Below are 24922 nucleotides of genomic sequence, written 5' to 3'. Positions count from 1 at the left end.
AATTTCGCCGGATTAGGCTTTACGAAGACCTAACTTCGGCGCCGTCGGTGTGGCGAAGACGCGTCCCCGGCGCACGATCGCGCGAGCGACCACTTTGCGCGGAGCCCCGTCGCTTGTATCAAGAGCGCCTGACTGCGAGGCGCGCCCCGCCTCCCGCCCGCTTCGCGCGGGCTTTTCGCCTTGAGCCGTGAAAGCCGTCCCGCATGACTTCGACCCCGATTTTCCGCGGCTCCATGCCGGCCCTCGTCACTCCGATGACGGACGACGGCGGCCTCGACGAAGGCGCGTTCCGCGCGCTGGTGGACTGGCAGATCGCCGAAGGCACCCACGGCCTCGTGCCGGTGGGCACCACCGGCGAGAGCCCGACCCTGACCCATGACGAGCACAACAGGGTCGTGGAGTGGTGCGTGCAGGAGGCGCGCGGCCGGGTGCCCGTGATCGCCGGCGCCGGCTCGAACTCGACAGCCGAGGCCGTCGCCCTCGCGCGCCACGCCGAGAAGGCCGGAGCGGACGGCGTGCTGGTCGTCACGCCCTACTACAACAAGCCGACGCAGGAGGGGCTCTACGCCCACTTCAAGGCGGTGGCCGAGGCGACCGACCTGCCGCTGATCATCTACAACATCCCAGGCCGCTCGGTGGTCGACATGTCCGTCGAGACCATGGCGCGTCTCTACGAGATCAAGCAGGTCGTCGGGGTGAAGGACGCCACCGCCAACCTCGCCCGCGTCACCCAGCAGCGCGAGAAGCTCGGGCCGGACTTCATCCAGCTCTCGGGCGAGGATGTGACGGCGCTCGGCTTCATGGCGCACGGCGGCCACGGCTGCATCTCGGTGGTGGCGAACGTCGCGCCGGCGCAGTGCGCCGCGCTGCAGGAGGCCTGCATCAAGGGCGATTACGCCACCGCGCTCGCCTATCAGGACCGCCTCGGCCCGCTCCACAGCGGCCTGTTCTGCGAGACGAGCCCCGGTCCGGTGAAGGTCGGCCTCGCCATGCTAGGCCGCTGCTCGGAGGCCATGCGCCTGCCGATGGTGCCGGTCGCCGACAAGTCCCGCGCGATCGTGCGCGCCGCGATGGCGCATGCGGGCCTTATCGCGGGGAACGCGTGACCCCACATTCCCGCTCATGAACGCCAAGGCCCCCAATCCGCGCTACAAGATCGCCGCCGAGAACCGGAAGGCTCGCCACAACTATGAGATCGGCGAGGTCTTCGAGGCCGGCATCGCGCTCGCCGGCACCGAGGTGAAGTCGCTGCGCCTGGGCAAGGCGACGATCGCGGAGGCCTACGCCGCCGAGTACGGCGGCGAGCTGTTCCTCTACAATTCCTACATCCCGGAGTATTTGCAGGCGAACCGTTTCAACCATGAGACGCGCCGCCCGCGGAAGCTGCTGCTGCACAAGAAGCAGATCGACAAGCTCGCCGGCGCCGTGACCCGCGAAGGGCTTACGGTGGTTCCGCTCAAGATCTACTTCAACGAGCAGGGCCGGGCGAAGGTCGAGATCGCGCTGGCGCGCGGCAAGAAGCTCCACGACAAGCGCGAGGCCGACCGCGAGCGCAGCTGGAATCGCGACAAGGCCCGCATCATGCGGGCGCGGGGATGAACTCCGCGGCGGAACGCTGGGCGTTCCGCGCCGTCGTCGCTCTGGCCGGACTGGTGCCGGTCGGCGCGGGGTTCTACGGCGTTCTCGCCGGCGCCGCGGCCTTCGACGGCGCGCCGAGCCTCGGTCTCGACAGCCACGTCCGCTACCTCTCCGGCCTGCTGCTCGGGATCGGCGTCGCTTTCTGGACGACGCTTGGCCGCCCCGAGAGCTACGGACCGCGCTATCGCCTGCTCACCGCGGTCGTGGTCGCCGGCGGCCTCGCGCGGCTTTATGGCGCCGTCCTCGACGGACCGCCGCCCGCGCCGATGCTGTTCGGGCTTGCGATGGAGCTGGTCGTCACGCCGGCGGTGTGCTGGTGGCAGGCGCGGATCGCCGATCGGACGGAATAGGCGAACCTCGGGACGGCGCAGGCGGAGGCTCCCTGGCTCGCAGTTGGCTTCAAAATTGCTGGCCGTTTCCGTCGCGCCCCCTGACCCTGGCGCCTGGAGAACGGCCCGTGCCCATCGACTTCACGCTGACGGCGGCCCAACTCCGGCTTCGCGCGGTGGCCCGGGAGTTCGCGAACGACATCCTGGCGCCCGTCGTGCGTGCGGCCGACGAAGATCCCGACCCGCAGAGCGCGTTTGTGCGCGTGAAGGGCGCTTATGTGGAGGCTTACAAGCTCGGCTTCGCCACCGGCTTCATTCCCAAGCGCTACGGCGGCGGCGGCGCGAGCAATCTCGATCTGCAGGTGATCAGCGAGGAGATCTGCGCGGTCGATCCCGGGTTCGCCACGGTCCTGCTGGTCAACGGCCTCGCGCTGATGCCGTTGGTGTGGTTCGGCTCCGAGGAGCAGAAGCGCAAATGGCTGCCGCCCGCGAGCGCGGATCCGCGCGGCGAATATCTTGCGGGTTGGACGGTCAGCGAAGCGGCGGGGGCGCCCGGTGGCACGGCGAACTTCGACAGCCCCGCGCCGTATCCCGCCGGCGTCTCTCTGACCGCGACGCACGACGCCCGCAACGGTGAGTATGTGCTCAACGGGGAGAAGTACTGGCCCTGCAACTCCGGCGGTTGGGACCTCGAGGGCGCCAATGTGAACGTCTGCATCGTGCGCACGGCGCCGGAGCAGGGCGGGGCGAGCGGCCTCAGCGCCATCCTCGTTCCGCGCGGGACGGCCGGGGTGTCCTACGCCCAGCCGATCTCGAAAATCGGTCACCGCGTCTGCCAGAACAACCACATCAGGTTCGAGAATTGCCGGGTGCCGGAGGAGAACGCCTTTGCGGTCGGGCATGGCGATCTCTGCATCAACAGGGCGTTCACCTGGTCCGGGCCGGTCGCGGCCATCGCCGCCGTGGGCGTCGCCCGGTCGGCCTACGAATACGCGCTGGACTGGGCCAAGACCCACACCGCCGGCGGCGACGGCCCCATCATGCGACACCAGGCGGTGGGCTACGCGCTCGCGGACGTCGCAATGAGGATCGAGGCTTGCCGGGCCTTCTCGTGGAAGGCGGCGCACTATCAGGACCTCAACGATTCCGAAGGTCACGCCATCGGCGCGATGGCGAAGGTGTTCTGCGGCGAGACGCTGTTCGACGCTGTGTTCAAAACCATGAGGATCATGGGCGTCAACGCGCTCGACCGACGCCATCCGCTCGAGCGCTACCTGCGGGAGGCGGCGGTGTTTCCGCTCTACGACGCCGGGAATCTCGGGATGCAAATGCGGAAGATCTGGCAGGTCATGGCCAACCCGGACTTCGATCCGAGGGCGCTCATGGAGAGCCGCCTGACGCCGTTCGAGAAGGTCTGGCCGCCGAGGCCCTGACGGCGCGGTCGCCTCACGCCAGCGGCAGAAACTTGAAGCGGCACGCGGTTCCCCCGCGCTGCATGCACTCCTGGTGCTCGACCTGGGTCCCGCTGAGCCCGGTCAAAAACCCGATATCGAAGCGGCAAACCTCCTCATAGTCCTTCGACAGGTCGTGGTAGACGCAGTTCTTACACTCCACGCGCGGAAGCCCGCCGGGCTGCTCCGGCTCGACCACGCGGGCGACGAAGCCCGTCTCGTTCATGATCTGCACGATTTCGACGATGCGCTCGATGCGGGTCTTGCCCACGAGCCGGGGAATGGCGTCGGCCGACATGTCGACGCCCAGCTCGTGCATGTAGTCGCCGAGCCCCTCGGCCCCGATCCGGGCGCGCAGCGTTTCGAAAAGCACGCGCGAGAACCACGAGTAGTTCTTGGGAAAAAGATCGATGCCGGCGTCCGTGAGGACGTAGAGGTTCCCCGGTCGGCCTCCTGTCTTGCGGGCGGCGTGGCTCGCGACCTGGCCGCTGCTCTCGAGGCCGACGAGATGCTGCTTCACCGCGCTCCGGCTCACGGAGAGGCGCGCCGCCAACTCGTCGATCGTCAGGCCGCTTCGGCAATTCAGAAGCTCGGAAAGCAGTCGCTGCTGCGTATCTCGGCCGACCAGCACTCGCGGGTTCCTGTGTGTTTGTCGCAGTTTATCGGAGCGCCCGGCAATCGGCAATCGAGAGTTGAGCGGCTAAAAAAGATGCGGCATACGCTTAGATTATCAGCATAAAATACTTTTGACATTAAAAACTGCCAAAAGTACGATTTTCCTCGTCGGGAAGTGATCTCGAAGCAAATCTCGCATCGAGACGATGTTTATTTTGTCCCGAGACCTGATGGACGGCGGTAACGAGAATTCGTTTCCGTCATAGTGCTCGCTTTAACAGCACATCGATATCTCAAGGAGAGATCATGGCTATCGATTTCACGATGTCGCCCGAGCAACGCGCGATTCAAGGGATGGCGCGCGAGTTCGCCCAGAATGTCCTCGCGCCGGACATTCCTGCGGCGGACCGGGAGCCCGACCCGGTCAAAGCCCATGCGATGACGAAACCGGCTTACGTCAAGGCCTACAAGGCGGGCATCGCCATGGCGATGCTGCCCAGCGAGTACGGCGGCGGCGGACTGTCCTGTCTCGATTTCACGATTGCGGCCGAAGAGATCTGCGCCGTGGATCCCGGCTTCGCCTGCACCGTGCTGTGCAACGGCCTCGGTCTCATGCCGGTGTCCTGGTACGGCACCGAAGAACAGAAGCGGCGTTTCATCGGCGCGGCCACGTCGGATCCCACGGGCGAGTATCTGGGAGGCTGGACGGCGAGCGAGCCGCCTGGGCCCGCCAGCGGCACCGCGAACTTCGACGGCCCCTTTCCGCGGCCAGCGGGCGTCGGCCTGATCGCAACCCGCGAGGGCGATCACTTCGTGATCAACGGCCGCAAGCGGTGGCCGTCGTCCGGCGGCTGGGACGCGAAGGGCACCAACACCCAATGCGTGATCGTGCGCACGGACTCGACCGTCGGCGGCACAAAGGGCCTGTCGGCGATCATCGTCGAGCGAGGAACGCCGGGAATCTCCTACGCCTTCATCAACAAGGAGGGCCACCGCACGGCCTCGAACGCCGAGATCGTGTTCGACAACGCGCGGGTGCCGGTCGAGAATCTGTTGCCGGGGGCGGAAGGCAACGGCGACTTCGTGATCAACCGCAACTTCGCGTGGTCCGGGCCGGTCGCCGGCATCGCCGCGGTGGGCGTCGCGCGCGCGGCCTATGAGGAGGCCCTGAGCTGGGCCAAGACCAACACCTCCGGCTCCCTGACGCCGATCATCCGCTTCCAGAACGTGGGCTACGTCCTCGGCGACTGCGCGGCGAAGATCGAATCGGCGCGCTACTTCTGCTGGCGCGCCGCCGACTATCTCGACAAGCACGACCAGCACGCCGAACTCGTCGGAGCCATGTGCAAGATCAACACGACCGAAGCGATGTTCGACGTGGTGTTCAAGTGCATGCAAATCGTCGGCGTCAATAGCCTCGACGCGCAGTTCAAGTTCGGCAAGTACCTCCGCGAGGCGTCCGTGCTGCCGATCTACGACGGCGGCAACATGGGCATGCAGCGCCGACGGGTCCACGGCGTGCTGGCTGACGAGTCGTTCGATCCCCGCGCGATCATGGAGGACCGCTACGTGAAGTTCGAGAAGTCGATGGAGGGCATCGGCACCGTTGCGGACTGGGACAAGCGTTACGCCAACGCGGTCCCGGCTCCCGCCGCGGTGATGTAGTCGACGATCGCGCATGGGGGGAGGCGGCCGGGAGGAGGTCCCGGTCGCCTTCGTCGCAGGGTCAGCCGAGGTAGGCCAGCACCCGCGCGAACACCGCCTCGAACATCGCGGTCGTCAGCACGCCAGTGTTCGTGTTGTAGCGGGAGCAGTGGTAGCTGTCGAAGAGCGTCACGGGGCCGAGCGCATGCTCCGCGCCGTGCCGGAAGGGGGCCGCGGCGAGCCGGACGCCGAGCGCGCGGAGCGTGCTGTCGTGGGCGATCCGCCCCAGCGCGACCACAGCGCCGCCGTCCGCCACCGCCGCCAGTTCGCCGGAGAGATACGGCCGGCAGGTCGAGATCTCTGGCCCCGTCGGCTTGTTCTCCGGCGGCACGCAGCGGACGGCGTTGGTGATCCGCGCGTCCGAGAGCGTCAGGCCGTCGTCCGGCCGCTCGTCGTAGACGCCATCGGCGAAGCCGAATTTCAGCAGGGTCGCGTAGAGCAGGTCGCCCGCCCAGTCGCCGGTGAACGGACGCCCCGTGCGGTTCGCGCCTTGGAGGCCGGGCGCGAGGCCGACGATCAGCAGGCGCGGGCGCTCGGGCCCGAAGGAGGGCACCGGCGCGTTGTGCCAGTCCGGCCGCCGCGCGCGCTGCTCCTCCCGGAACGCGACGAGGCGCGGGCAAGCCGGGCAGTCGCGCGGCGGCTCGAGGGCGGAACTTTCGGGCATGGACTAAATCGCAGGTTGAGACCGGTCGCCGGCTTGGAGGCTTGCCGGCCTAGTTCAGTTTGGTCGTCTTGATGACGAGATTGGGCGACGAGATTGAAACATCCTCTCCCCATCCCCATAGCGTAATTTCGCCCGAAGCCAGCCGCCGGAAGGTGTCGGGAAGAACGCGACTCGAGCCAATTTGGGCCGCCGCCATATTGTGAATTTGACGTTGCAGCTTACCGAAAATAGAGGCGAGCATTTTCCAGTCGACGTCGTCGAGATAATCGTCAGAATATATCGACCGACTGCGGGCGCCTGCCGGATTCCAGGCGCTGAAGACGGTATTCTGAAGACAATTCGGAGAATTTCTCTGCCATCCATACCAGTTGAAGCCAATCAGCGCTGGGCCGACCAGTTTTTGCAGGTGTATGTTGCCAGGTTCTGGAGGGTAACGCTCGTCGCGAGGCGTTAGATCGAGAGTCGGAGCACCGCCGACCAACGACGGATGCAGCTTTAGAAAAATATGTGGCTCCGCTGCTCGAGCCTCGCAAACTTCCTCGGCCGTGAAGAACTCTCGAAGCGGCCTTTCTCCGTGACCCGCAGCTTCGTAAACGCGCATCCCGGGCAACGCGAACGCCAGCCTCCAGACCTCGACCTCATCGATCTCCGTCGCGAAAAAGCTGATCTGCATGCTGCGGGGCTCCGTCTGGATACAGTTCCCCTTACGGCTCGGGCGTGGTGTCGATTGGCGCGTGCCGCCGCGCCTCGCGCGCCACCCGCTCGCCGGGGTCGCGGCCGATCTTGGCGCCGAGATCGTTGAGGTCGAGGAAGTGGTCGGCGCGGCGGCGCAGGTCGTCGGCGATCATCGCCGGCTGGGTGGTCACGGTCGAGACCACCGTCACCCGCACGCCCCGGCGCTGCATCGCGGCCACCAGCGGCGTGAAGTCGCCGTCGCCGGAGAACAGCACCATGTGGTCGATGTGCTCGGCCATCTCGAGCGCGTCGATCGCAAGCTCGATGTCGAGGTTGCCCTTCACCTTGCGCCGGCCCTGGCTGTCGGTGAACTCCTTGGTCGGCTTGGTGACGACGGTGTAGCCGTTGTAGTCGAGCCAATCGATCAGCGGGCGGATGGTCGAGACCTCGAGGTCTTCGGCCATCGCGGTGTAGTAGTAGGCGCGAATCAGGTAGCCGCGGCCCTGGAACTCGCGCAGCAGGCGCCGGAAATCGATGTCGAAGCCGACGCCGCGCGCCGTCGCGTAGAGGTTGGCGCCGTCGATGAACAGGCCGAGACGCTCGTCGGAGTAGAACATTTTCGCGCAATCTTTCCAAAAAGGGGCATGCGAAGCCTGCGCCGGAAAACGTTCCGGGTTCGCGGTGACGGCGACGCAGCGCGGGGGATGCTGCGGAGCAAAACGCTCTGCGTTATGGTCCTTGCCACAGGAACGGGCTCACGGTAAAGACCGCGGTCAATCCAGAAGCACAGTCATCAAGAGGAGCGGACGCCCCATGGCCCGCGTCACCGTCGAGGATTGCATCGACAAGGTCGAGAACCGGTTCGAGCTCGTACTGCTCGCCGGCCATCGCGCCCGTCTGATTTCGTCCGGCTCGCAGATCACGATCGATCGCGACAACGACAAGAACCCGGTCGTCGCGCTGCGCGAGATCGCGGAGGAGACCGTCGCCCCGGTCGACCTCAAGGAAGACCTGATCCACTCGCTGCAGAAGTACGTCGAGGTCGACGAGCCCGAGGCCGAGACCGTGCCGGCGCTGACCAGCGCCGCCGGCGGTTCCGAGGACGACGGCAACGTCTCGTTCGACCGCATGACCGAGGAAGACCTGCTGCGCGGCCTCGAGGGTCTGGTTCCCCCGGCGGAGACCGACGACGAGGAGTGAGCCGGCCCGCGCCTGCTCCCCACTGTCGATTTTGCGCCGCAGCGTCCCCCGGACCTGCGGCGCTTTCGCGTTTTGAGCCATCCGAAACTTGTGCGCGGCGCGTAACCCGCCGATATCTCACGTGGTCGGCGCGGCTTAGCGTCTTATCAGTCCTGGCGTACGCTCCATGATGCGGCAATACGAGCTCGTCGAGCGCGTAAAGGCCTACAATCCCAACGCGAACGAGGCGATTCTCAACCGCGCCTACGTCTACGCGATGAAGGCGCACGGCTTGCAGAAGCGCGCGTCGGGCGATCCCTATTTTTCGCATCCGCTCGAAGTCGCGGCGATCCTGACGGAGCTCCGGCTGGACGACGCGACCATCGTCGCGGCGCTGCTGCACGACACGATCGAGGACACCGACGCCACGCGCGACGAGATCGACGCGCTGTTCGGCAAGCAGATCGGCGCGCTGGTCGAGGGCCTGACCAAGCTCAAGAAGCTCGACCTCGTCACCAAGGAGGCCGCGCAGGCCGAGAACCTGCGCCGGCTGCTGCTCGCGATCGCCGCGGACGTGCGCGTGCTGCTGGTGAAGCTCGCCGACCGGCTGCACAACATGCGCACGCTGCATTTCGTGCCGCCGTCGAAGCGCGCGCGCGTCGCGCAGGAGACGCTCGACCTCTATGCGCCGCTCGCCGGCCGCATGGGCATGCAGGGCATCCGCGACGAACTCGACGACATCTGCTTCCGCACCCTGTTCCCCGAGGCCTACGAGACCATCGTCGGGCGGCTCACCCGGCTGCGCGAGCGCAACGTCGACGCCATCGCGGACATCCAGAGCGGCTTCGAGGAGCGGTTCGCCGCGGCCAAGATCCCGGCCGCGATCACCGGCCGCGCCAAGAAGCCCTATTCGATCTGGCGCAAGATGGAGCGCAAGTCGGTGGCGTTCGAGCAGCTCTCCGACATCTTCGGCTTCCGCATCCTCGTCGCCGACGTGCCGACCTGCTACCGCGCGCTCGGCGTGGTGCACTCCGGCTGGCCCACCGTGCCCGGCCGCTTCAAGGACTACATCTCCACGCCCAAGGAGAACGACTACCGCTCGATCCACACGACGGTCGTGGGTCCCGGCCACCAGCGCGTCGAGCTGCAGATCCGCACCGAGGCGATGCAACGCTTCGCCGAATACGGCATCGCGGCCCATGCCCTCTATAAGGACGGGCTCGGCGGCAACAACGACGCGCTCGCCCGCGAGAGCCGCGCCTACGGCTGGCTGCGGCGCACCGTCGAGCTGCTGGCGGAGGGCGACAACCCCGAGGAGTTCCTCGAGCACACCAAGCTCGAGCTGTTCAACGACCAGGTGTTCTGCTTCACCCCCAAGGGCCGCCTCATCGCGCTGCCGCGGGGCGCGACGCCGATCGACTTCGCCTACGCGGTCCACACCAACGTCGGCAACGGCTGCGTCGGCGCCAAGATCAACGGCCATGTCGAGCCGCTGGTGACCGAGCTCAAGAACGGCGACGAGGTGGAGATCATCCGCTCCGACGCCCAGGCTCCGCCCGCGGCATGGGAGTCGGTCGTCGTCACCGGCAAGGCGCGGTCGGCGATCCGCCGGGCGACGCGGGCCGCGGTGCGCGCGCAGTACGCCGGCCTCGGCCGCCAGATCGTCACCCGCGCCTTCGAGCGCGCCGGCAAGACCTTCGCCGACGAGAAGCTGAAGGCGTTCCTCCATCGTCTGGCGCGCGCCTCGGTGGACGACGTGCTGGCGGCGGTCGGGCGCGGCGAGATGGCGTCGCTCGACGTGGTGCGCGCGGTGCATCCGGAGGTGAAGGACGACCGTCCGCCGCCGACCTCGCTCGGCATGCCGGCGCCGGCGAACGGCTGGTTCGGGCTGGAGCAGGCCGGCGCGCTGCGGTTCAAGGCGCCGGGCGTCGAGTCGGCCGACGCGCCGCAGCCCTCGATCCCGATCCGGGGCCTGCGTGGCGACCTGCCGGTGCGCTTCGCGCCGGACGGCGGCGCCGTGCCCGGAGACCGCATCGTCGGCATCCTGGATCCGGGGCAGGGCATCACGATCTACCCGATCCAGTCGCCCGCGCTGAAGGACTTCGACGACCATCCCGAGCGCTGGCTGGACGTCCGCTGGGACGTGGACCTCTCGCGCCGCGAGCGGTTCCCTGTGCGGATCAAGGTGACCTCGATCAACGAACCCGGCTCGTTCGCGCGGATCGCGACCGTGATCGGCGCCTATGAGGCCAACATCGACGACGTGCGGATGATCTCGCGCTCGCCGGACTTCCACGACATCCTGATGGATCTCGGGGTGTTCGACGTGAAGCATCTCGGCGCGATCATCGCCGACCTGCGCGAGGCGCCGTCGGTCAGCAACGTCGAGCGCGTGAACGGCTGAGCGGCTCGCGAACGAAGAAGAAGGCTGTCATGGCGGAAACGATCAGGCTCGGCGTCAACATCGACCATGTCGCGACGGTGCGGAACGCGCGCGGGGGCGCGCATCCCGATCCCGTGCGCTTCGCCAGGCTCGCGGTCGAGGCCGGCGCCGACGGGATCACCGCCCACCTGCGCGAAGATCGTCGCCACATCCGCGACGCCGACATGGACGCGATCCGCGCCGAGATCGCCGCGCCGCTGAATTTCGAGATGGCCGCGACGCCGGAGATGCTGGCGATCGCGCTCCGGGTGAAGCCGAACGCCGCCTGCCTCGTGCCGGAGAAGCGCGAGGAGCGCACCACCGAAGGCGGGCTGGACGTCATCGGCCAGAAGGCGACCGTCGCCCCGGTGGTGAAGGAGCTGACCGCTGCGGGCGTCCGCGTCTCGCTGTTCGTGGAGCCGGACGAGGGCGCGCTGGAGCAGGCGGCGCTGATGGGCGCCGCGATCGTCGAGCTGCACACCGGCTCGTGGTGCGACGCCCTCGCCGCCGGCGAGACCGAGCGCGCGGTCCGCGAGTTCGAGCGGCTGCGGGCCGGTGCGACGCTGGCCGCGAGCCTCGGGCTCGAGGTTCACGCCGGTCATGGGCTGGACTACGCCAGCGCCGAGCGCATCGCGGAGCTGCCCGAGATCGTCGAGCTGAACATCGGCCACTTCCTGATCGGCGAGGCGATCGCGGTCGGCCTGGGAGAGACGATCCGGGAGATGAAGGCCGCGATCGCGCGGGGCCAGGGGCGGAGGTCCGCGTGATCCTCGGAATCGGCGCCGACCTCTGCGACATCCGGCGGATCGAGCGCACGATCGAGCGTTTCGGCGAGCGGTTCCTCGCCCGCGTCTTCACCGACGAGGAGCGCGCGCGGGCGGACGCCGGCAAGACGCCGGCCGCGACCTACGCCAAGCGCTTCGCGGCCAAGGAGGCCTGCGCCAAGGCGCTCGGCGGCGGCATCGGCGACGGCGCGGCCTGGCGCGACATGGGCGTCGAGAACCTCGACGGCGGCCGTCCCACGCTCGTTCTCACGGGCCAGGCGAGGGCGACGCTCGCGCGGCTGACGCCCGCCGGCTGCGACCCGGTGATCCACCTCACCCTGACCGACGAACACCCCATGGCCCAGGCCTTCGTCGTCATCAGCGCGATCCCCCGGCCGGGCGCATGCCCGTCCGTCGGGGAGGCTTGATTGCCACCGGCCGCGCCGGGGGCTATCACCACCGCCGTCGCGGCCGTCGTGCGCCTGCGACTCTTCACGGAAAAGCGATGAGCGTGACGACCGACAAGAAGCAGAACGCCGAGGGCGGGTTCCTCGAGATCCTGAAGATCTGCGCGCAGGCGCTCCTCATCGCGATCGTCATCCGCACGCTGGCCTTCCAGCCGTTCAACATTCCGTCGGGCTCGATGGAGAAGACGCTGCTCGTCGGCGACTATCTCTTCGTGTCGAAATACGCCTACGGCTACAGCCGCTATTCGCTGCCGTTCGGGCCTCCCGTTGGATCGGGCCGGCTGTTCGGCTCGATGCCGCACCGCGGCGACATCGCGGTGTTCAAGCTGCCGACGGACAACTCGACCGACTACATCAAGCGCGTGATCGGCCTGCCCGGCGACCGGATCCAGATGCTGGACGGCGTGCTGCACATCAACGAGAAGCCGGTGCCCAAGGTCCGGATCGACGACTACGTCGTGACGGCGCCCGATGGGTCGCCGCAGCGCATCCCGCGCTACCGCGAGACGCTGGACAACGGTGTGTCCTATGAGGTCCTCGACATGGTCGAGAACGGCTTCCTGGACAACACGCCGGTCTACACCGTGCCCGAGGGGCACCTGTTCATGATGGGCGACAACCGCGACAACTCCACCGACAGCCGGGTTCAGTCGGCGGTGGGCTACGTGCCGTTCGAGAACCTGGTCGGCCGCGCCGAGCTGATCTTCTTCTCGGTCGAGCGTGGGGAAGCGGCCTGGGCGTTCTGGCGCTGGCCGTGGAGCGTGCGCTGGACGCGCCTCGGCACGTCGCTGAGATGACGAAGCGCGGCGTCGCGCACGCCGAGGTCGAGGACAACCTCGGTTACGTCTTCAGGGACAAGACGCTTCTGGACCGCGCGCTCACCCACATCAGCGGGGCGCGGTCGTCCGAAGGCCGGCTTGGAAGCTACCAGAGGCTCGAATTCCTCGGCGACCGCGTGCTCGGCCTCGCCGTATCCGCGATGCTGCTGAGGGGCTTCCCGAAGTCCGACGAGGGCGAGCTGTCGCGCCGGCTGGCGGAGCTGGTGCGGGCCGAGGCCTGCGCGGAGGTGGCCGCTGCGATGCAGCTCGGGCCGCACATCCGGCTCGGAGCCGGCGAGGCGAACTCGGGCGGGCGCAAGAAGAAGGCGATCCTGTCCGACGTGTGCGAAGCTGCGGTCGGCGCCGTGTTTCTCGACGGAGGCTACGAGCCGGCGGCCGCCCTGGTCGAACGCTATTGGGGACCGCGGATGCTGGCGCCGAGCCGCCCGCTGCGCGACCCGAAGACCGGGCTGCAGGAGTGGGCCCAGGGCCGCGGCCTGCCGACGCCGGTCTACCGCGAAGTTGGGCGCTCCGGCCCCGACCACAATCCGCATTTCCGGGTTCTGGTCGAAGTCGAGGGGCTTGGCGAAGCCGAAGGCGAGGGGCGCTCCAAGCGCGCCGCCGAACAGGCCGCCGCAGAAGCGCTGCTCGCCCGTGAGGGTCAGGGAACGACGGAGACGACGCATGGCTGAGGACGACCGGGCCAACGAACCGGGATTTGCGGGACCGGGCGCCGAAGGCGCCACCCGCTGCGGCTTCGTGGCCCTCGTCGGCGCGCCGAACGCCGGCAAGTCGACGCTGCTCAACTCGCTCGTGGGCGCCAAGGTCTCGATCGTCAGCCACAAGGTTCAGACCACCCGGGCGCTGATCCGCGGCCTCGTGATCGAGAGCGGGGCGCAGATCGTGTTCGTCGACACGCCCGGCATCTTCGCGCCCAAGCGCCGGCTGGACCGCGCCATGGTGACGACCGCCTGGGGCGGCGCGGGCGACGCCGACGTGATCGCGCTGCTGCTCGACGTCCGCAAGGGCCTCGACGACGACAACAGCGCGATCCTCGCGCGACTGGCCGACAGCGGCCGCCGCAAGATCCTGATCCTGAACAAGATCGACCTGATCCGCCGCGAGGCGCTGCTGGCGCTCGCCCAGGAGGCCGCCGCGCGGGTCTCGTTCGACCGCGTGTTCATGGTCTCCGCGCTGAAGGGCGACGGCGTCCGGGACATGGTCGCCTACCTCGCGGACGAGATGCCGGCCGGGCCCTGGCTCTACCCCGCCGACGACATCTCCGACCTGCCGCTGCGGGCGCTCGCGGCCGAGATCACCCGCGAAAAGCTGTTCCACCGCCTCCACGACGAGCTGCCCTACGCTTCGACCGTCGAGACGGAGAAGTGGGAGCAGAAGACGGACGGATCGGTGCGCGTCGAGCAGACGATCTACGTCGAGCGCGAGAGCCAGAAGCGGATCGTGATCGGCAAGGGCGGCCAGACCGTGAAGCAGATCTCGACCGAGGCCCGCAAGGAGATCTCCGAGATCGCCGAGACCACCGTGCACCTCTTCCTGTTCGTGAAGGTGCGCGAGAACTGGGGCGACGACCCCGAGCGCTACCGCGAGATGGGGTTGGAGTTTCCGAAGAGCTGATTGGGGCCGACCGGGGGCGCCTGATCAGACCCAAAAGGGAGCTCGTCATGCCCCGGTTTATCCGGGGAATGACGAGCCGCCCCGCCCGACCGACACTCGCGTCGTCCTCCGGCTCGACCGGAGGACCCACCATGGGCGTGGAGCTCGACGTGGGGCGTAGATGGTCCGGTCAAGCCGGACCCTGACAGGCTTGGGTCAGTCCGCTCACGCTGCGCGGGATGCTCGGCGCCGCAAACCGGTCGCTCCAAATAGGCTCAAAGGCCGGAGATGAGGGCTGCGTCCCTCAGGCCGCGCGGTCCCGCGCTCACCCCCGGTAGGGCGCGAACCAGCCGAGGCCGTCCTCGGTCACGGCCGCCGGGCGGTACTCGCAGCCCACGAAACCGTCGTAACCGAGACGGTCCAGCGCCGCGAAGATCGCCGTGTCGTTGAGCTCGCCGGTGTTCGGCTCGTTGCGCTTCGGCACCGACGCGATCTGGACGTGGCCCACGATCGGCATCATCGCCTCGAGCGAGACCAGCACGTCGCCGTGCAGGATCTGGCGGTGGTAGACGTCGTACTGGAGCTTCAGGTTCGGAAGCTTGAGCTCGGCGATCAGCGCCGCGGCCCTGTCGAAGTCGTTCAGGAAGTAGCCCGGCATGTCGCGGCCGTTGATCGGCTCCAGCACAAGGTCGAGGCCCTTGGCGCCGAGCTTCCCGGCGGCGAAGACCACCGCGCGGCGGTAGGCGGCGTTGGCTGCGGCGTCGTCGGCGGCGATCAGGCCGGCCATCATGTGCAGCCGTTTCACGCCTGTCGCCTCGGCGTAGGTGAGAGCGACGTCGACATTGGCGTCGAACTCCGCCTCGCGGCCCGGCAGCGCCGCGATCCCGCGCTCGCCCGCCGCCCAGTCGCCGGGCGGCATGTTGAACAGCGCCTGGGTGAGGCCCGCCGCCTCGAGCTTCGCGGCCACCACGTCGGGCGCGAAGTCGTAGGGGAACAGGAACTCGACCGCCGTGAATCCGGCGTCGGCGGCGGCGGCGAAGCGGTCGAGGAACGGCCGCTCGTTGAACATCATGGTCAGGTTGGCGGCGAAGCGGGGCATTGAGACCTCCCGAAAACGAACTGCGCGTGGGTTACCTCAGCGCGTCATCCCCCGGCTTGTCCGGGGGATCCAGGCTTGTATCGGCTCGCGGCCCGAGGGCTGGATGCCCCGGACACGCCGGGGGCATGACGAGGAGCTTGTCCCCGGGTCGCGCGACGGTCCGCTGACCCTCAGCGGTTCACGAGCTTCGCGGGCGTCAGGTAGATCGCGAGCGCGCCGATCGCGAGCGAGCCCGCGAGCATGTACATGCCGGCCGCCGTGCTCTGGGTGGCGTCGCGCAGCGCGCCGATGGCGTAGGGGCTGACGAAGCCCGCGAGGTTGCCGACCGAGTTGATGATCGCGATGCCGGCGGCGGCGGCCGCGCCGCTGATGAAGGCGGTGGGCAGCGACCAGAACAGCGGCGAGCAGGTCAGCACGCCGGCCGCGGCGGCCGAGAGCGCGATGATGCCGATGAGCGGGCTCCCCGTCGTGGCCGACACCACGAAGCCGGCAGAGGCGACCAGCGCCGGGATGATCAGGTGCCAGCGGCGCTCGCGCATCCGGTCGGCGCTGCGGCCGCACAGGATCATCACGACGACCGCGCAGAGGAACGGGATGGCGCTGACGGCGCCGATCATCAGGTTGCCCTGGATGCCTGCGCCCTTCACCAGCGTCGGCAGCCAGAAGGTCAGCCCGTACTGGCCCATCACGATGCAGAAGTAGATGAAGGCCATCGCCCAGATGCGCGGGTCCTTGACCACCGAGCCGAGCGAGGCCTCCTGCACCTTGCCCTTCTGGTCGGCGGCGATCTCGCGCTGGAGCAGCGCCTTCTCGTCGCCCGTCAGCCACTTCGCGTCCGAGATGCGGTCGTCGAGGTAGAAATAGACGACGACGCCGAGGATGACCGCCGGGATCGCCTCGATCACGAACATCCACTGCCAGCCCTGGTGGCCGGCGACGCCGTTGAAGGCGTCCATGATCCAGCCCGACAGCGGGTTGCCGAAGATGCCGGAGATCGGAATCGCGGCCATGAACACCGCGATGATGCGGGCGCGGCGGTGCGAGGGGAACCAGTAGGTGATGTAGAGGATGATGCCGGGGTAGAAGCCCGCTTCGGCCAGGCCCAGCAGGAAGCGCAGGGCGTAGAACTGCACCGGCGTCTCGACGAACCAGAAGCACGCCGAGACGAGGCCCCAGGTCACCATGATGCGGGCGATCCAGACGCGGGCGCCGAGCTTGTGCAGCAGGATGTTCGACGGCACCTCGAACAGGAAGTATCCGATGAAGAACAGGCCGGCGCCGAGGCCGAACACGGTCTCGCTGAAGCCGAGGTCGCCGGACATCTGCAGCTTGGCGAAGCCCACGTTGACGCGGTCGAGGTAGGCGATCACGTAGAGCAGCATGAGGAACGGCACGATCCTCATGAACACCTTCTTGTAGGTGCGGCTTTCGAAATCGGCCGTCGCCGCGGTCGCGCCGGGAAGGGTGGCGTCAGTCATTCGTCGTCGTCCTTGGGCGGGAGGCGTCGGCGCGTCTTTGGGCTGCGGCCGTTTGCGATCCGGTGGTCTGTCGGAAGGGCGTGAAGCTCGGAAATCAGTCCTTGGCGCCGGGCAGTTCTAGGCCGGCGATCTGCGCGAACAGGCGCGCCACCGAGGCGTCGTCGTCGCGGCCCATGCCGGCCGCGGCCGACATCAGGAACAGCTGGAGGCCGGCGCCGGCCATCGGCGTCGGGAACTTGGTCGCCCGGGACATGTCGGCCACGATGCCAAGATCCTTGACGAAAATGTCGATGGCGCTGCGGGGCGAGTAGTCGCCGTCGAGGACGTGCGGGATGCGGTTCTCGAACATCCAGGAGTTGCCGGCCGAGGCGGTGATGACCTCGTAGACCTTGGCGATGTCGAGATCGAAGCGCTTGGCGAAGGTGATGGCCTCGCAGGCGGCGGCGATGTGCACGCCGGCCAGCAGCTGGTTGACCATCTTGAACGCGGCGCCGACGCCGGTCTGGTCGCCGAGCTCGTAGAGCTTGGCGGCCATGGCGTCGAGCGCGGGGCGGGCGGCCGCGAAGGTCTCCGGAGAGCCGGAGGCGAGAATGGTGAGCGCGCCTTCGGCCGCGCGCTGGGCGCCGCCGGAGATCGGGGCGTCGAGGTAGAGCAGGCCGAGTGCCTCGGCGTCCCTGGCGAGCGCCTTGGCGTCGTCGGGCGACATGGTGGCGGAGGCGATGATCACGGCGCCGGGCTTCGCGGCCGTCGCCGCGCCGTTCTCGCCGAACAGGACCGTGCGGGTCTGGGCGGCGTTCACCACCACCACGACGATGATGTCGGCCTCAGTTGCGGCTTCGGCGGGGGAGGCGGCGCCGGCCCCGTGCTCGGCCGCAAAGCGCGCGACGGCGTCGGCGTTGACGTCGAACCCGGTGACGGCGTGGCCGGCGCGGGCGAGGGAGGCCGCCATGCCGAAACCCATCGACCCGAGGCCGATGAGACCGATCTTCTTCGCGGACGCAGACTGGGCGCTCACGTCGTTTCCTCCACGTTTTTGGTTGAAATCGTCTTATGACAGCGCTGTCATGTCTGCAACCGTGATAATGACAGCGCTGTCATTTCGCTGTAAGCGGATCTGAATGCTTCGCGCGTCCCGTTAAGGACCTGCCCATGTCCGACCACCGCCGCCGCGCACGACCGTCGTCAGCCGTCACGCTGGCCGATGTCGCGCGGGCGTCCGGCGTCAGCGAGATCACCGTGTCGCGGGTGGTGCGGGCGCACGGACCGATCGCGCCGGAGACCCGCGCCAAGGTCGAGGCGGCGATCGCGCGCGTCGGCTACGTGCCGAACCGTCTCGCGGGCGGGCTCGCCTCGGCGGGCTCCGATCTCGTCGGCGTCGTGCTGCCGTCGCTGTCGAACAGCGTCTTTCCCGACGTGCTGCGCGGCCTGACCTCCGCGCTCGGGACCGGGGGGCTGCGCGCCGTGATGGCCGTCACCGATTACGATCTCGACGCCGAGCGCGACGCCGTGGCGGCCTTGCTCGCCTGGCGGCCGGCGGCGCTGGTGGTGGCGGGCTTGGAGCACAGGCCCGAGACGGTCGAGATGGCGAAGGCCTCGGGCGTGACCGTGATCGAACTCATGGACATTGAGGGCGAGCCGATCGACCTCGCGGTCGGCATGTCCCACACCGCCGCCGGCGCAGCGACGGCGCGGAGGCTCGTCACGCGCGGCCGCACCCGCATCGGCTATGTCGGTCACGGCGCGCAGGACCTGCGGGCGGCCAAGCGCCGGGCGGGGCTGGAAGCCGCGCTCGCCGAAAGCGACCTGCGGCTCGAGGGCGTGACGGTCGTTCCCGGCCCCTCGTCGGTCGCTTCCGGCCGCGAGGCGCTCGCGGCGCTGCTGGCCGAGCGGCCGACCCTCGACGCCGTGGTGTTCTCCAACGACGACATGGCGCTCGGCGGCGCGTTCCACTGCATGGCGGCGGATGTTGCGGTGCCTGAGCGGCTCGCGCTGATCGGCTTCAACGGGCTCGATCTCGCCGCCGCTTTGCCGCGCCCGCTGACCACCGTCCGCACCGCGCGCGAGCGGATCGGCCGGATCGCGGGCGAGCACGTGCTGGCCCGCCGCCGCGGCGAGGAGCCGCCGCGGCTCACCGACACCGGCTTCGAACTCGTCGCCGGCGGGACCGACTGAACCCAGCACCGACAACAACAAACTCTGGAGGCCCAAAGAATGCTGCTCGGATGCATCGCCGACGACCTGACCGGCGCGACCGATCTCGCGCTCATGCTCGCCCGTGAAGGCCTGCGCACGGTCCAGACCACCGGCCTGCCGGCGGACGATCTGGCGCTCGACGAGGTGGACTGCGTGGTGGTGGCGCTGAAGTCGCGCACCATTCCGGCCGCCGAGGCGGTGGAGCTGTCGCTCGCCGCGGCGGACCGCCTGCTGGCGCTCGGCGCCAAGCGGCTGTTCTTCAAATACTGTTCGACCTTCGATTCGACCGACGCGGGCAACATCGGCCCGGTGGCCGACGCGCTGCTGGACAAGCTCGGCGCGAGCTTCACCATCGCCTGCCCGGCCTTCCCCGCGAACGGCCGCACCATCGAGCATGGGCTGCTCTATGTGAACGGCGCGCCGCTGGCCGAGAGCAGCATGAAGGACCATCCGCTGACCCCCATGCGCGACAGCGACCTCGTCGCGGTGCTCGGCCGCCAGACCGAGCGCAAGGTCGGGCTGGTGGATGCGACCGACGTCGCCAAGGGCGCTGACGCGATCCGCGCGGCCTACGCCCGCGAGGAGGCGGCCGGAAAATCCTACGCCATCGTCGACGCGGTAAAGGACGAGGACCTGCGCGCGATCGGCGCGGCCTCCGCCGACCTCCCGCTCATCACCGGCGGCTCGGGCGTCGCCATGGGCCTTCCGGCGGCCTGGGCGAAGGCCGGCCTCGTCGCCGAGCTTTCGACGCCCGCCGCGAAGCTCGACGCGCCTGAGGGCCGCCGGGTGATCCTTGCCGGCTCCTGCTCGACCGCGACGCGCGGCCAGGTGGCGGCTGCGCGCGAGGCCGGGGTGCCCGACTTCAAGGTCGACCCGCTCGCCATCGCCTCCGGCGCGATCGCGGCCGAGGACGTCGCGAAGTGGGTGATCAGCCAGAAGGCCGACGGTCTCGCGATGGTGTGGTCGAGCGCCGACCCGGAGGAGGTGAAGGCCGCGCAGGCGGAACTCGGCCGCGACGCGGCAGGCGCGCTCGTCGAGCACCTGCTGGGCGATGTCGCCGTCATCCTCGCCGACAGCGGCTTCACGCGATTCGTGGTCGCCGGGGGAGAGACCTCCGGCGCGGTGGTGCAGGCGCTGAAGGTCTCGGCGCTGGCCATCGGGCCCGAGATCGACCCCGGCGTGCCGTGGACGCTCGGCCTCGGCGGTCGGTCGGTGGCGCTGGCGCTCAAGTCCGGCAACTTCGGCGCGCCGGACTTCTTCCTCAAGGCCTGGGAGACACTCGCGTGAGCGAAGAGACCAAGCTCCGCGACAAGCTCTGCGCCTGCGGGGCCTCGCTGTTCCGCCGCGGCCTGACCTTCGGCTCCACCGGCAACCTCTCCGTCGCGCTGCCGGACGGCGGCTGGCTGATGACGCCGACCAACGCCTCGCTCGGCGATCTCGACCCGGCGCGGCTCTCCAAGATCGACGCGGCGGGGCGGCACGTCGGCGGCGACAAGCCGACCAAGGAGGCCTTCCTGCACCGCGTGATGTATGGCAAGCGGGAGGAGGCGAGGGCGGTTGTGCATCTGCACTCCACGCACTCCGTCGCCGTGTCCTGCCTCGACGGGCTCGACTGCGCCAACTGCCTGCCGCCGATCACCGCCTACTACGTCATGCGCGTCGGCCGGCTGCCGCTGGCGCCCTACCACGCGCCGGGCGACGAGGCCTTGGCTGCGGACGTCGAGAAGCTCGCGGGCGAGCACCACGCCATTCTGCTGGCGAACCACGGCCCCGTGGTCGCCGGAACCAGCCTCGACGCGGCGATGTACGCGACCGAGGAGCTGGAGGAGACGGCCAAGCTCTACCTGCTGCTCCGCGGCCAGCGCGTGCGCCCGCTCACCTGCGAGCAGGTCGAGGAGCTGCGCGAGAAGCACGCGCTCTGGTGAGAGCGGTCGGCCACGGTCCTGTTCGCGAACCCCGGCCGCGCCTGCCGTTCGACGGTCTGGCCGCGCCGGCGCTTTGCTGGTAGCCGGGCGTCCGTCGCGGCTTGTGATCGGTGGAGGAGAGACGATGACGATTTTCCGGGCGATGCTTGTGGCGGCGCTTCTCGGCTGCGCGCCTGCGGGCGCCCAGGAGCCTGCGACGCCGCCGGCCGACGTCGCCCAGATCCAGGCCGTCATCACCAAGCTCAACGCCTATGTCGCCCTGCTGAACCGCACCCTGCGCGCTTCCGAGTCGATCGCCCGCTACGAGAGCTGGGTGCGGGCGAAGTCCGGCCCGACCGGCAAGGAGCGGATCGTCTACGGGCTCTACTCGCTCTACGACGTGCGCGGCGAGATCGCGAAGGCGCAGGAGGCCGTGACGGCCGAGCCCGCGATGCCGGAGCTGGACGCGGCGATGCCGGCCTACGTCGCCGCCTACGAGGCGCTCGCGCCGATCGTCACCGAGGCGGACGGCTACTACGAGCGGCAGGACTACAAGGACGACAAGATGGCGGGCGGCAAGGCGCTGCACGCCAGGCTCGCGCCGGCGATCGCGGCCTTCAAGGCCGAGCGGGCCAAGGTCGACGCGCTGCTCGCCGTGGAGAAGGCCAAGGCCGACGTGGCGGAGCTCGCGATGATCGAGCAGGCCGAGGGCCGCAAGGCGCGCTGGCACGTGGCGAACGTCATGCTGCGGGCGCGGCAGGCCGTCGACCTGTTCCCGAGCGAGGAGAAGCCGGTCGTCGCGATGCCGGCGTTCGAGGCCGCCGTTCTGGCCTACGCCGGCGCGGTGAAGGAGATGGACGCCTATTCCGCGGCCAACCCCAACTCCTTCTTCGTGTTCGAATCCCGGCCGCGCTCCTTCCTCGGCAAGCTGCGCGAGTTCCGCGACAAGCTGCAGGCGGCGAAGGGCGACGCGCGCAAGGGCGCAGGCCGCGACCTGACGTGGCTGGTGAACGACTACAACACGATGGTCTCGACCTCCCAGAGCGCCACCCAGTTCGCAAAGTGACGCCGGAGCACTGAGGGCTCCCAAGATGTGATCACGCGCGCGTCAGACGAACGCGCGCGCTCTTCACGTTCGCGTAGACCAATTGTTCCCGGTCGCGTTTTCCTTAAGTCTAGTGTCAGCACAGATCGTACGACTGACTTAAGCGCTTCCTAAGAAGGAGCGCGCGCGACGGTCTGCGCCTGCCACGACGAGAGGAGGGACGACCCCATGAGCATCCGGAAGACCACCGCCCTGACCGCCATTGCCTTCGGCGCGCTGACGCTGGCCGCAGCGCCTGCGTTCGCGGTGACGGTCACCAACGGCGCCGAGAAGGCCCACAAAGTCACCGTCGATCTCGGAAACGACGAGCCGGTGACCGAGATCGCGCCGGGCAAGTCCGCCAAGCTCGCGTGCCCCGAGGGCTGCGAGCTGCGCATCGACGCCCTGAGCTACGGCTATCCCGCGTCCTCCGGCGACAAGCTGACCATCGGCAAGGACGGCACGCTGGCCTACGCCGGCCAGGAAGACGCCGAGGAAGCCCGCAACGAGACCGGCAAGGCGGGCAAGAAGGCCCAGTAAGCCTGATCCGATCTTCGGTCTGCTACCCCGACTTCGACGCCGGCCGCTCCCCGCGGTCGGCGTTTTTTTGTTTCAGGCGCGCCGTCGGATCAGCCAACGAGACGGCGGGCTGATAGGCTCCGGGACTTCGCCCGGAGCGACGGCCAATGTGTCGCCGGCGCCCTCAGCCCAGCAGGTCCGCCAGCGTGAGCGCCACGACCTTGGTCGCCTTGCGTAGGTGCTCCAGCACGAGCTTTTCGTCCGCGCGGTGGCCGTTGGCCTCCAGCAGCGTGCGGGGGCCGGCGCCGTAGAGCACGGTCGGAATCCCGGCCGAGCTGTAGAGCCGCGCGTCGGTGTAGATCGGCACGCCGTTCGCCGGGATGTCCTCGCCGATCACCGTCTTCGCATGCCGCTGCAGCAGCTCGACCAGCCGCTCGTGGCCGGGCTCCGGCGTCAGCGGGGTCGCGAGCAGGATGCGGCGGGTCTCCACGGTCACGCCCGGCAGATCCGCCGCCGCGGCCTCGATCGCGGCCACGAGGTCGCGCTCGACGGTCGCGGGCGTCTCGTCGGGGATCATGCGGCGGTCGATGCGGAAGCGCACCTCGTCCGGCACCACGTTGGTGTTGATGCCGCCTTCGATGAGGCCCACCACCAGCGTCGGGCTTTCGATGCCGGGCACGGTCGAGCGGGTGGCCGTGTAGCCCTCGCGCAGGGCGTAGATCGCCGTCAGCAGCCTGGTCGCGGCCTCCAGCGCGTCGACGCCGGTGTCGGGGCGGGCGGCGTGGGCGGAGCGGCCGCGCACGACGACCTCGAGGTGCAGGCAGCCGTTGTGGGCGATGACGACGTTGTAGGCGAAGCCCGCGCTCAGCGCGTAGTCCGGCTTCGACAGGCCCTGCTCGAGGATCCAGCCGGGGCCGACCGCGCCGCCGGTCTCCTCGTCGTAGGTCAGGTGCAGCTCGACCGTTCCTTTAAGCGGGGGGTTTTCCTCGATCAGCGCCTTCAACGCGAAGGCGTAGGTCGCGAAGTCCGACTTCGAGACCGCGACGCCGCGGCCGTACATCACGCCGTCCCGGATCTCCGCGCCGTAGGGGTCGGTCGTCCAGCCGGCGCCGGGCGGCACCACGTCGCCATGGGCGTTGAGCGCGACGGTCGGACCCTCACCGAAGACGTGGCGCACGATGAGGTTGGTCGCGGTGATCATGCCGGCGGCCTCGACGACCGCCTGCGGCACGGCATGCCGCTCCACCGTGAAGCCCAGGGCCTCCAGTTCGCGCGCCGCCATCTCCGCGTGCGGCGCGCAGTCGCCCGCCGGGTTGTCGGACGGCGTCTTCACCATGGCGGCGAGGAACGCGATCTGCGCGTCGTGAAGGGCGTCGACGCGGGCGACGAGAGCGTCTCGGGTCATGACGGGCTCCTCAGAGGGGACGGGAGGGCGCTCACAGCTCCTCCAGAGACAGGTGAAGGTGTTCGATGCGGGCCAGCCGGCGGCGGCCTTGCGCGCCGAGCCGGGCGATGACGGCCCCCGCGAGCGCGTGGCAGAGCGCGAGCACGCCGACGTAGTTGTCGAGCGGGCCATCGCTCCGCGTGGTGCAGCGGAAGGTCCAGGAGGCGAGCTCGTCGTCCGGCCCGACGCCGTGGTCGGCGATCAGCAGCACGCTCGCCCCGGCCTCGCGCGCGGCCCTGACGACAGGCCCGAGCGCCGGCGCGCGTCGGCGCAGGCCGAACACGGCGACGACGTCGTCCTCTCCGATCGAAGCGACCGTCTCGCCCAGCGTCTCGCCGGCCCCCGCGAGCAGATGCACGTCGGGGCGGAACTGGATGAGCTGCCAGCGCAGATGCGTCGCGAACGCGGCGCCGCTGCGGAAGCCCGCGATCCACACCCGCGGCGCGGCGGCCAGCGCCTCCGCCGCCGCGTTCAGCGCCGCCTCGTCCAGACGTTCGAAGGCGCCCCCGACATTGGCGAGGCTCGCCTCGCGGTGGCGCGCGGCGAGCGAGGGCGCGCCGGCCTCGTCCCGTGCGAGCAGGAACAGCGGCGAGCCCGCCTGCCGCTCCTCGCGGGCGATGCGGCGCATCTCCTCGTAACCGTCGAGGCCGAGCCTGCGCGCGAGCCGCGTGACGGCGGCGTTGGAGACGCCCGCGACCTTTGCGAGTTCGCTTGCGGTGTAGGCGGCGATCTCGCCGGGGAACTCGTTCAGCACGTCCGCGAGCTTGCGCTCCGCCGGCGACAGATCGGCGTAGCGGTCGCGGATCAGAGCTGCGAGGTGCGGGTGCGAGGTCATGGGAATTCGAGGAGGACGCCTGCGAG

26 protein-coding genes are annotated in these 24922 nt (G+C 69.1%); 17 read left to right on the top strand and 9 right to left on the bottom strand.

Features of this window, described 5'->3' with window-relative positions:
* The first annotated feature begins 203 nt into the window (after positions 1 to 203).
* The 4 genes from dapA (at position 204) to JOD31_RS02000 (ending at position 3400) form a co-directional block, all read left to right on the top strand.
* On the top strand, positions 204 to 1106 hold the full coding sequence (gene dapA, locus JOD31_RS02015; protein ID WP_204948640.1) for a 4-hydroxy-tetrahydrodipicolinate synthase: 903 nt from the start codon (positions 204 to 206) through the stop codon (positions 1104 to 1106).
* 16 nt (positions 1107 to 1122) lie between these two features.
* Entirely contained in the window at positions 1123 to 1599 is a 477-nt protein-coding gene (gene smpB, locus JOD31_RS02010; RefSeq protein WP_020185024.1) for an SsrA-binding protein SmpB, read from the top strand.
* Positions 1596 to 1988: a DUF4345 domain-containing protein gene (locus tag JOD31_RS02005; protein WP_204948639.1), complete on the top strand. Its 393-nt coding sequence runs from the start codon at positions 1596 to 1598 to the stop codon at positions 1986 to 1988. Before smpB ends, JOD31_RS02005 begins: the two co-directional genes overlap by 4 nt.
* A gap of 107 nt (positions 1989 to 2095) precedes the next feature.
* A complete protein-coding gene (locus tag JOD31_RS02000; protein WP_204948638.1) occupies positions 2096 to 3400 on the top strand; it encodes an acyl-CoA dehydrogenase family protein in 1305 nt (434 codons plus the stop codon).
* A gap of 13 nt (positions 3401 to 3413) precedes the next feature.
* Here JOD31_RS02000 and JOD31_RS01995 read toward each other — a convergent pair whose 3' ends face one another.
* Entirely contained in the window at positions 3414 to 4049 is a 636-nt protein-coding gene (locus JOD31_RS01995) for a helix-turn-helix transcriptional regulator (protein WP_204948637.1), read from the bottom strand.
* 290 nt (positions 4050 to 4339) lie between these two features.
* Here JOD31_RS01995 and JOD31_RS01990 point away from each other — a divergent pair, with 290 nt between their 5' ends.
* Positions 4340 to 5698: an acyl-CoA dehydrogenase family protein gene (locus JOD31_RS01990; protein WP_204948636.1), complete on the top strand. Its 1359-nt coding sequence runs from the start codon at positions 4340 to 4342 to the stop codon at positions 5696 to 5698.
* Between the two features lie 61 nt (positions 5699 to 5759).
* Here the strand turns inward: JOD31_RS01990 and JOD31_RS01985 are convergent, their stop codons facing one another.
* The 3 genes from JOD31_RS01985 to JOD31_RS01975 are packed head-to-tail and all read right to left on the bottom strand — an operon-like array spanning position 5760 to position 7693.
* Complete coding sequence (locus JOD31_RS01985) at positions 5760 to 6401, bottom strand: uracil-DNA glycosylase (protein ID WP_204948635.1); 642 nt, start codon at positions 6399 to 6401, stop codon at positions 5760 to 5762.
* 49 nt (positions 6402 to 6450) lie between these two features.
* Complete coding sequence (locus tag JOD31_RS01980) at positions 6451 to 7074, bottom strand: hypothetical protein (RefSeq protein ID WP_204948634.1); 624 nt, start codon at positions 7072 to 7074, stop codon at positions 6451 to 6453.
* Between the two features lie 31 nt (positions 7075 to 7105).
* The gene (locus tag JOD31_RS01975) at positions 7106 to 7693 is read right to left on the bottom strand and encodes a LabA-like NYN domain-containing protein (protein ID WP_204948633.1); all 588 of its coding nucleotides are present in this window, start codon (positions 7691 to 7693) and stop codon (positions 7106 to 7108) included.
* Between the two features lie 196 nt (positions 7694 to 7889).
* On the opposite strand from JOD31_RS01975, the gene rpoZ reads away from it, so the two are divergent.
* The 7 genes from rpoZ (at position 7890) to era (ending at position 14361) form a co-directional block, all read left to right on the top strand.
* Positions 7890 to 8276 (top strand): DNA-directed RNA polymerase subunit omega, encoded by a 387-nt coding sequence (rpoZ, locus tag JOD31_RS01970; RefSeq protein WP_020185029.1) that lies wholly within the window; start codon positions 7890 to 7892, stop codon positions 8274 to 8276.
* 166 nt (positions 8277 to 8442) lie between these two features.
* Entirely contained in the window at positions 8443 to 10659 is a 2217-nt protein-coding gene (locus tag JOD31_RS01965) for a RelA/SpoT family protein (protein WP_204948632.1), read from the top strand.
* 29 nt (positions 10660 to 10688) lie between these two features.
* A complete protein-coding gene (locus JOD31_RS01960) occupies positions 10689 to 11444 on the top strand; it encodes a pyridoxine 5'-phosphate synthase (RefSeq protein ID WP_204948631.1) in 756 nt (251 codons plus the stop codon).
* A complete protein-coding gene (gene acpS / locus JOD31_RS01955; RefSeq protein ID WP_204948630.1) occupies positions 11441 to 11869 on the top strand; it encodes a holo-ACP synthase in 429 nt (142 codons plus the stop codon). Before JOD31_RS01960 ends, acpS begins: the two co-directional genes overlap by 4 nt.
* Positions 11870 to 11946: 77 nt before the next feature.
* Positions 11947 to 12705, top strand: a complete 759-nt coding sequence (gene lepB, locus JOD31_RS01950) for a signal peptidase I (protein ID WP_204948629.1) — start codon at positions 11947 to 11949, stop codon at positions 12703 to 12705.
* Positions 12702 to 13418, top strand: a complete 717-nt coding sequence (gene rnc / locus JOD31_RS01945) for a ribonuclease III (protein ID WP_204948628.1) — start codon at positions 12702 to 12704, stop codon at positions 13416 to 13418. Before lepB ends, rnc begins: the two co-directional genes overlap by 4 nt.
* Positions 13411 to 14361 (top strand): GTPase Era, encoded by a 951-nt coding sequence (gene era, locus JOD31_RS01940; RefSeq protein WP_204948627.1) that lies wholly within the window; start codon positions 13411 to 13413, stop codon positions 14359 to 14361. The genes rnc and era overlap by 8 nt, the downstream gene beginning before the upstream one ends.
* 304 nt (positions 14362 to 14665) lie before the next feature.
* Here the strand turns inward: era and otnI are convergent, their stop codons facing one another.
* The 3 genes from otnI to ltnD all read right to left on the bottom strand — a co-directional run bounded on the left by otnI (position 14666) and on the right by ltnD (position 17932).
* Positions 14666 to 15439: a 2-oxo-tetronate isomerase gene (gene otnI / locus JOD31_RS01935; RefSeq protein ID WP_204948626.1), complete on the bottom strand. Its 774-nt coding sequence runs from the start codon at positions 15437 to 15439 to the stop codon at positions 14666 to 14668.
* A 170-nt stretch (positions 15440 to 15609) separates the two neighbouring features.
* A complete protein-coding gene (locus JOD31_RS01930) occupies positions 15610 to 16917 on the bottom strand; it encodes an MFS transporter (protein ID WP_204948625.1) in 1308 nt (435 codons plus the stop codon).
* Positions 16918 to 17011: 94 nt separating this feature from the next.
* On the bottom strand, positions 17012 to 17932 hold the full coding sequence (gene ltnD / locus JOD31_RS01925) for an L-threonate dehydrogenase (protein WP_204948624.1): 921 nt from the start codon (positions 17930 to 17932) through the stop codon (positions 17012 to 17014).
* Positions 17933 to 18066: 134 nt separating this feature from the next.
* Here ltnD and JOD31_RS01920 point away from each other — a divergent pair, with 134 nt between their 5' ends.
* From JOD31_RS01920 to JOD31_RS01900, 5 genes are all read left to right on the top strand, one after another.
* Positions 18067 to 19089 carry a LacI family DNA-binding transcriptional regulator gene (locus tag JOD31_RS01920; protein WP_204948623.1) on the top strand — a complete coding sequence of 341 codons (1023 nt, stop codon included), beginning with the start codon at positions 18067 to 18069 and terminating at the stop codon, positions 19087 to 19089.
* A gap of 39 nt (positions 19090 to 19128) precedes the next feature.
* Positions 19129 to 20397 carry a 3-oxo-tetronate kinase gene (otnK, locus tag JOD31_RS01915; protein WP_204948622.1) on the top strand — a complete coding sequence of 423 codons (1269 nt, stop codon included), beginning with the start codon at positions 19129 to 19131 and terminating at the stop codon, positions 20395 to 20397.
* Positions 20394 to 21035, top strand: coding sequence for a 3-oxo-tetronate 4-phosphate decarboxylase (gene otnC / locus JOD31_RS01910; RefSeq protein ID WP_204948621.1), 642 nt, complete (start codon positions 20394 to 20396; stop codon positions 21033 to 21035). The genes otnK and otnC overlap by 4 nt, the downstream gene beginning before the upstream one ends.
* A 124-nt stretch (positions 21036 to 21159) precedes the next feature.
* Entirely contained in the window at positions 21160 to 22080 is a 921-nt protein-coding gene (locus JOD31_RS01905) for a YiiG family protein (protein WP_246482303.1), read from the top strand.
* Positions 22081 to 22287: 207 nt separating this feature from the next.
* Positions 22288 to 22638, top strand: a complete 351-nt coding sequence (locus tag JOD31_RS01900) for a hypothetical protein (protein ID WP_204948620.1) — start codon at positions 22288 to 22290, stop codon at positions 22636 to 22638.
* 163 nt (positions 22639 to 22801) lie between these two features.
* On the opposite strand, the gene JOD31_RS01895 is transcribed toward JOD31_RS01900, so the two are convergent.
* Both JOD31_RS01895 and JOD31_RS01890 read right to left on the bottom strand, forming a co-directional pair.
* Complete coding sequence (locus JOD31_RS01895; RefSeq protein WP_204948619.1) at positions 22802 to 24022, bottom strand: M20/M25/M40 family metallo-hydrolase; 1221 nt, start codon at positions 24020 to 24022, stop codon at positions 22802 to 22804.
* A 31-nt stretch (positions 24023 to 24053) separates the two neighbouring features.
* Entirely contained in the window at positions 24054 to 24896 is an 843-nt protein-coding gene (locus tag JOD31_RS01890; protein ID WP_204948618.1) for a MurR/RpiR family transcriptional regulator, read from the bottom strand.
* Positions 24897 to 24922: the final 26 nt, after the last annotated feature.

The sequence above is a fragment of the Methylopila capsulata genome (assembly GCF_016907975.1).
Lineage (GTDB): Bacteria > Pseudomonadota > Alphaproteobacteria > Rhizobiales > Methylopilaceae > Methylopila > Methylopila capsulata.
This window is presented reverse-complemented; position numbering and strand designations above follow the sequence as displayed.

What these genes read in the sequence shown, in the direction of transcription:
- dapA (WP_204948640.1), top strand. Translation starts at nt 204, where the DNA reads ATGACTTCGACCCCGATTTTCCGCGGCTCCATGCCGGCCCTCGTCACT.
- smpB (WP_020185024.1), top strand. Translation starts at nt 1,123, where the DNA reads ATGAACGCCAAGGCCCCCAATCCGCGCTACAAGATCGCCGCCGAGAAC.
- JOD31_RS02005 (WP_204948639.1), top strand. Translation starts at nt 1,596, where the DNA reads ATGAACTCCGCGGCGGAACGCTGGGCGTTCCGCGCCGTCGTCGCTCTG.
- JOD31_RS01990 (WP_204948636.1), top strand. Translation starts at nt 4,340, where the DNA reads ATGGCTATCGATTTCACGATGTCGCCCGAGCAACGCGCGATTCAAGGG.
- JOD31_RS01985 (WP_204948635.1), bottom strand. Translation starts at nt 6,401, where the DNA reads ATGCCCGAAAGTTCCGCCCTCGAGCCGCCGCGCGACTGCCCGGCTTGC.
- JOD31_RS01980 (WP_204948634.1), bottom strand. Translation starts at nt 7,074, where the DNA reads ATGCAGATCAGCTTTTTCGCGACGGAGATCGATGAGGTCGAGGTCTGG.
- JOD31_RS01975 (WP_204948633.1), bottom strand. Translation starts at nt 7,693, where the DNA reads ATGTTCTACTCCGACGAGCGTCTCGGCCTGTTCATCGACGGCGCCAAC.
- rpoZ (WP_020185029.1), top strand. Translation starts at nt 7,890, where the DNA reads ATGGCCCGCGTCACCGTCGAGGATTGCATCGACAAGGTCGAGAACCGG.
- JOD31_RS01965 (WP_204948632.1), top strand. Translation starts at nt 8,443, where the DNA reads ATGATGCGGCAATACGAGCTCGTCGAGCGCGTAAAGGCCTACAATCCC.
- JOD31_RS01960 (WP_204948631.1), top strand. Translation starts at nt 10,689, where the DNA reads ATGGCGGAAACGATCAGGCTCGGCGTCAACATCGACCATGTCGCGACG.
- lepB (WP_204948629.1), top strand. Translation starts at nt 11,947, where the DNA reads ATGAGCGTGACGACCGACAAGAAGCAGAACGCCGAGGGCGGGTTCCTC.
- rnc (WP_204948628.1), top strand. Translation starts at nt 12,702, where the DNA reads ATGACGAAGCGCGGCGTCGCGCACGCCGAGGTCGAGGACAACCTCGGT.
- era (WP_204948627.1), top strand. Translation starts at nt 13,411, where the DNA reads ATGGCTGAGGACGACCGGGCCAACGAACCGGGATTTGCGGGACCGGGC.
- otnI (WP_204948626.1), bottom strand. Translation starts at nt 15,439, where the DNA reads ATGCCCCGCTTCGCCGCCAACCTGACCATGATGTTCAACGAGCGGCCG.
- JOD31_RS01930 (WP_204948625.1), bottom strand. Translation starts at nt 16,917, where the DNA reads ATGACTGACGCCACCCTTCCCGGCGCGACCGCGGCGACGGCCGATTTC.
- JOD31_RS01920 (WP_204948623.1), top strand. Translation starts at nt 18,067, where the DNA reads ATGTCCGACCACCGCCGCCGCGCACGACCGTCGTCAGCCGTCACGCTG.
- otnK (WP_204948622.1), top strand. Translation starts at nt 19,129, where the DNA reads ATGCTGCTCGGATGCATCGCCGACGACCTGACCGGCGCGACCGATCTC.
- JOD31_RS01905 (WP_246482303.1), top strand. Translation starts at nt 21,160, where the DNA reads ATGACGATTTTCCGGGCGATGCTTGTGGCGGCGCTTCTCGGCTGCGCG.
- JOD31_RS01900 (WP_204948620.1), top strand. Translation starts at nt 22,288, where the DNA reads ATGAGCATCCGGAAGACCACCGCCCTGACCGCCATTGCCTTCGGCGCG.
- JOD31_RS01895 (WP_204948619.1), bottom strand. Translation starts at nt 24,022, where the DNA reads ATGACCCGAGACGCTCTCGTCGCCCGCGTCGACGCCCTTCACGACGCG.
- JOD31_RS01890 (WP_204948618.1), bottom strand. Translation starts at nt 24,896, where the DNA reads ATGACCTCGCACCCGCACCTCGCAGCTCTGATCCGCGACCGCTACGCC.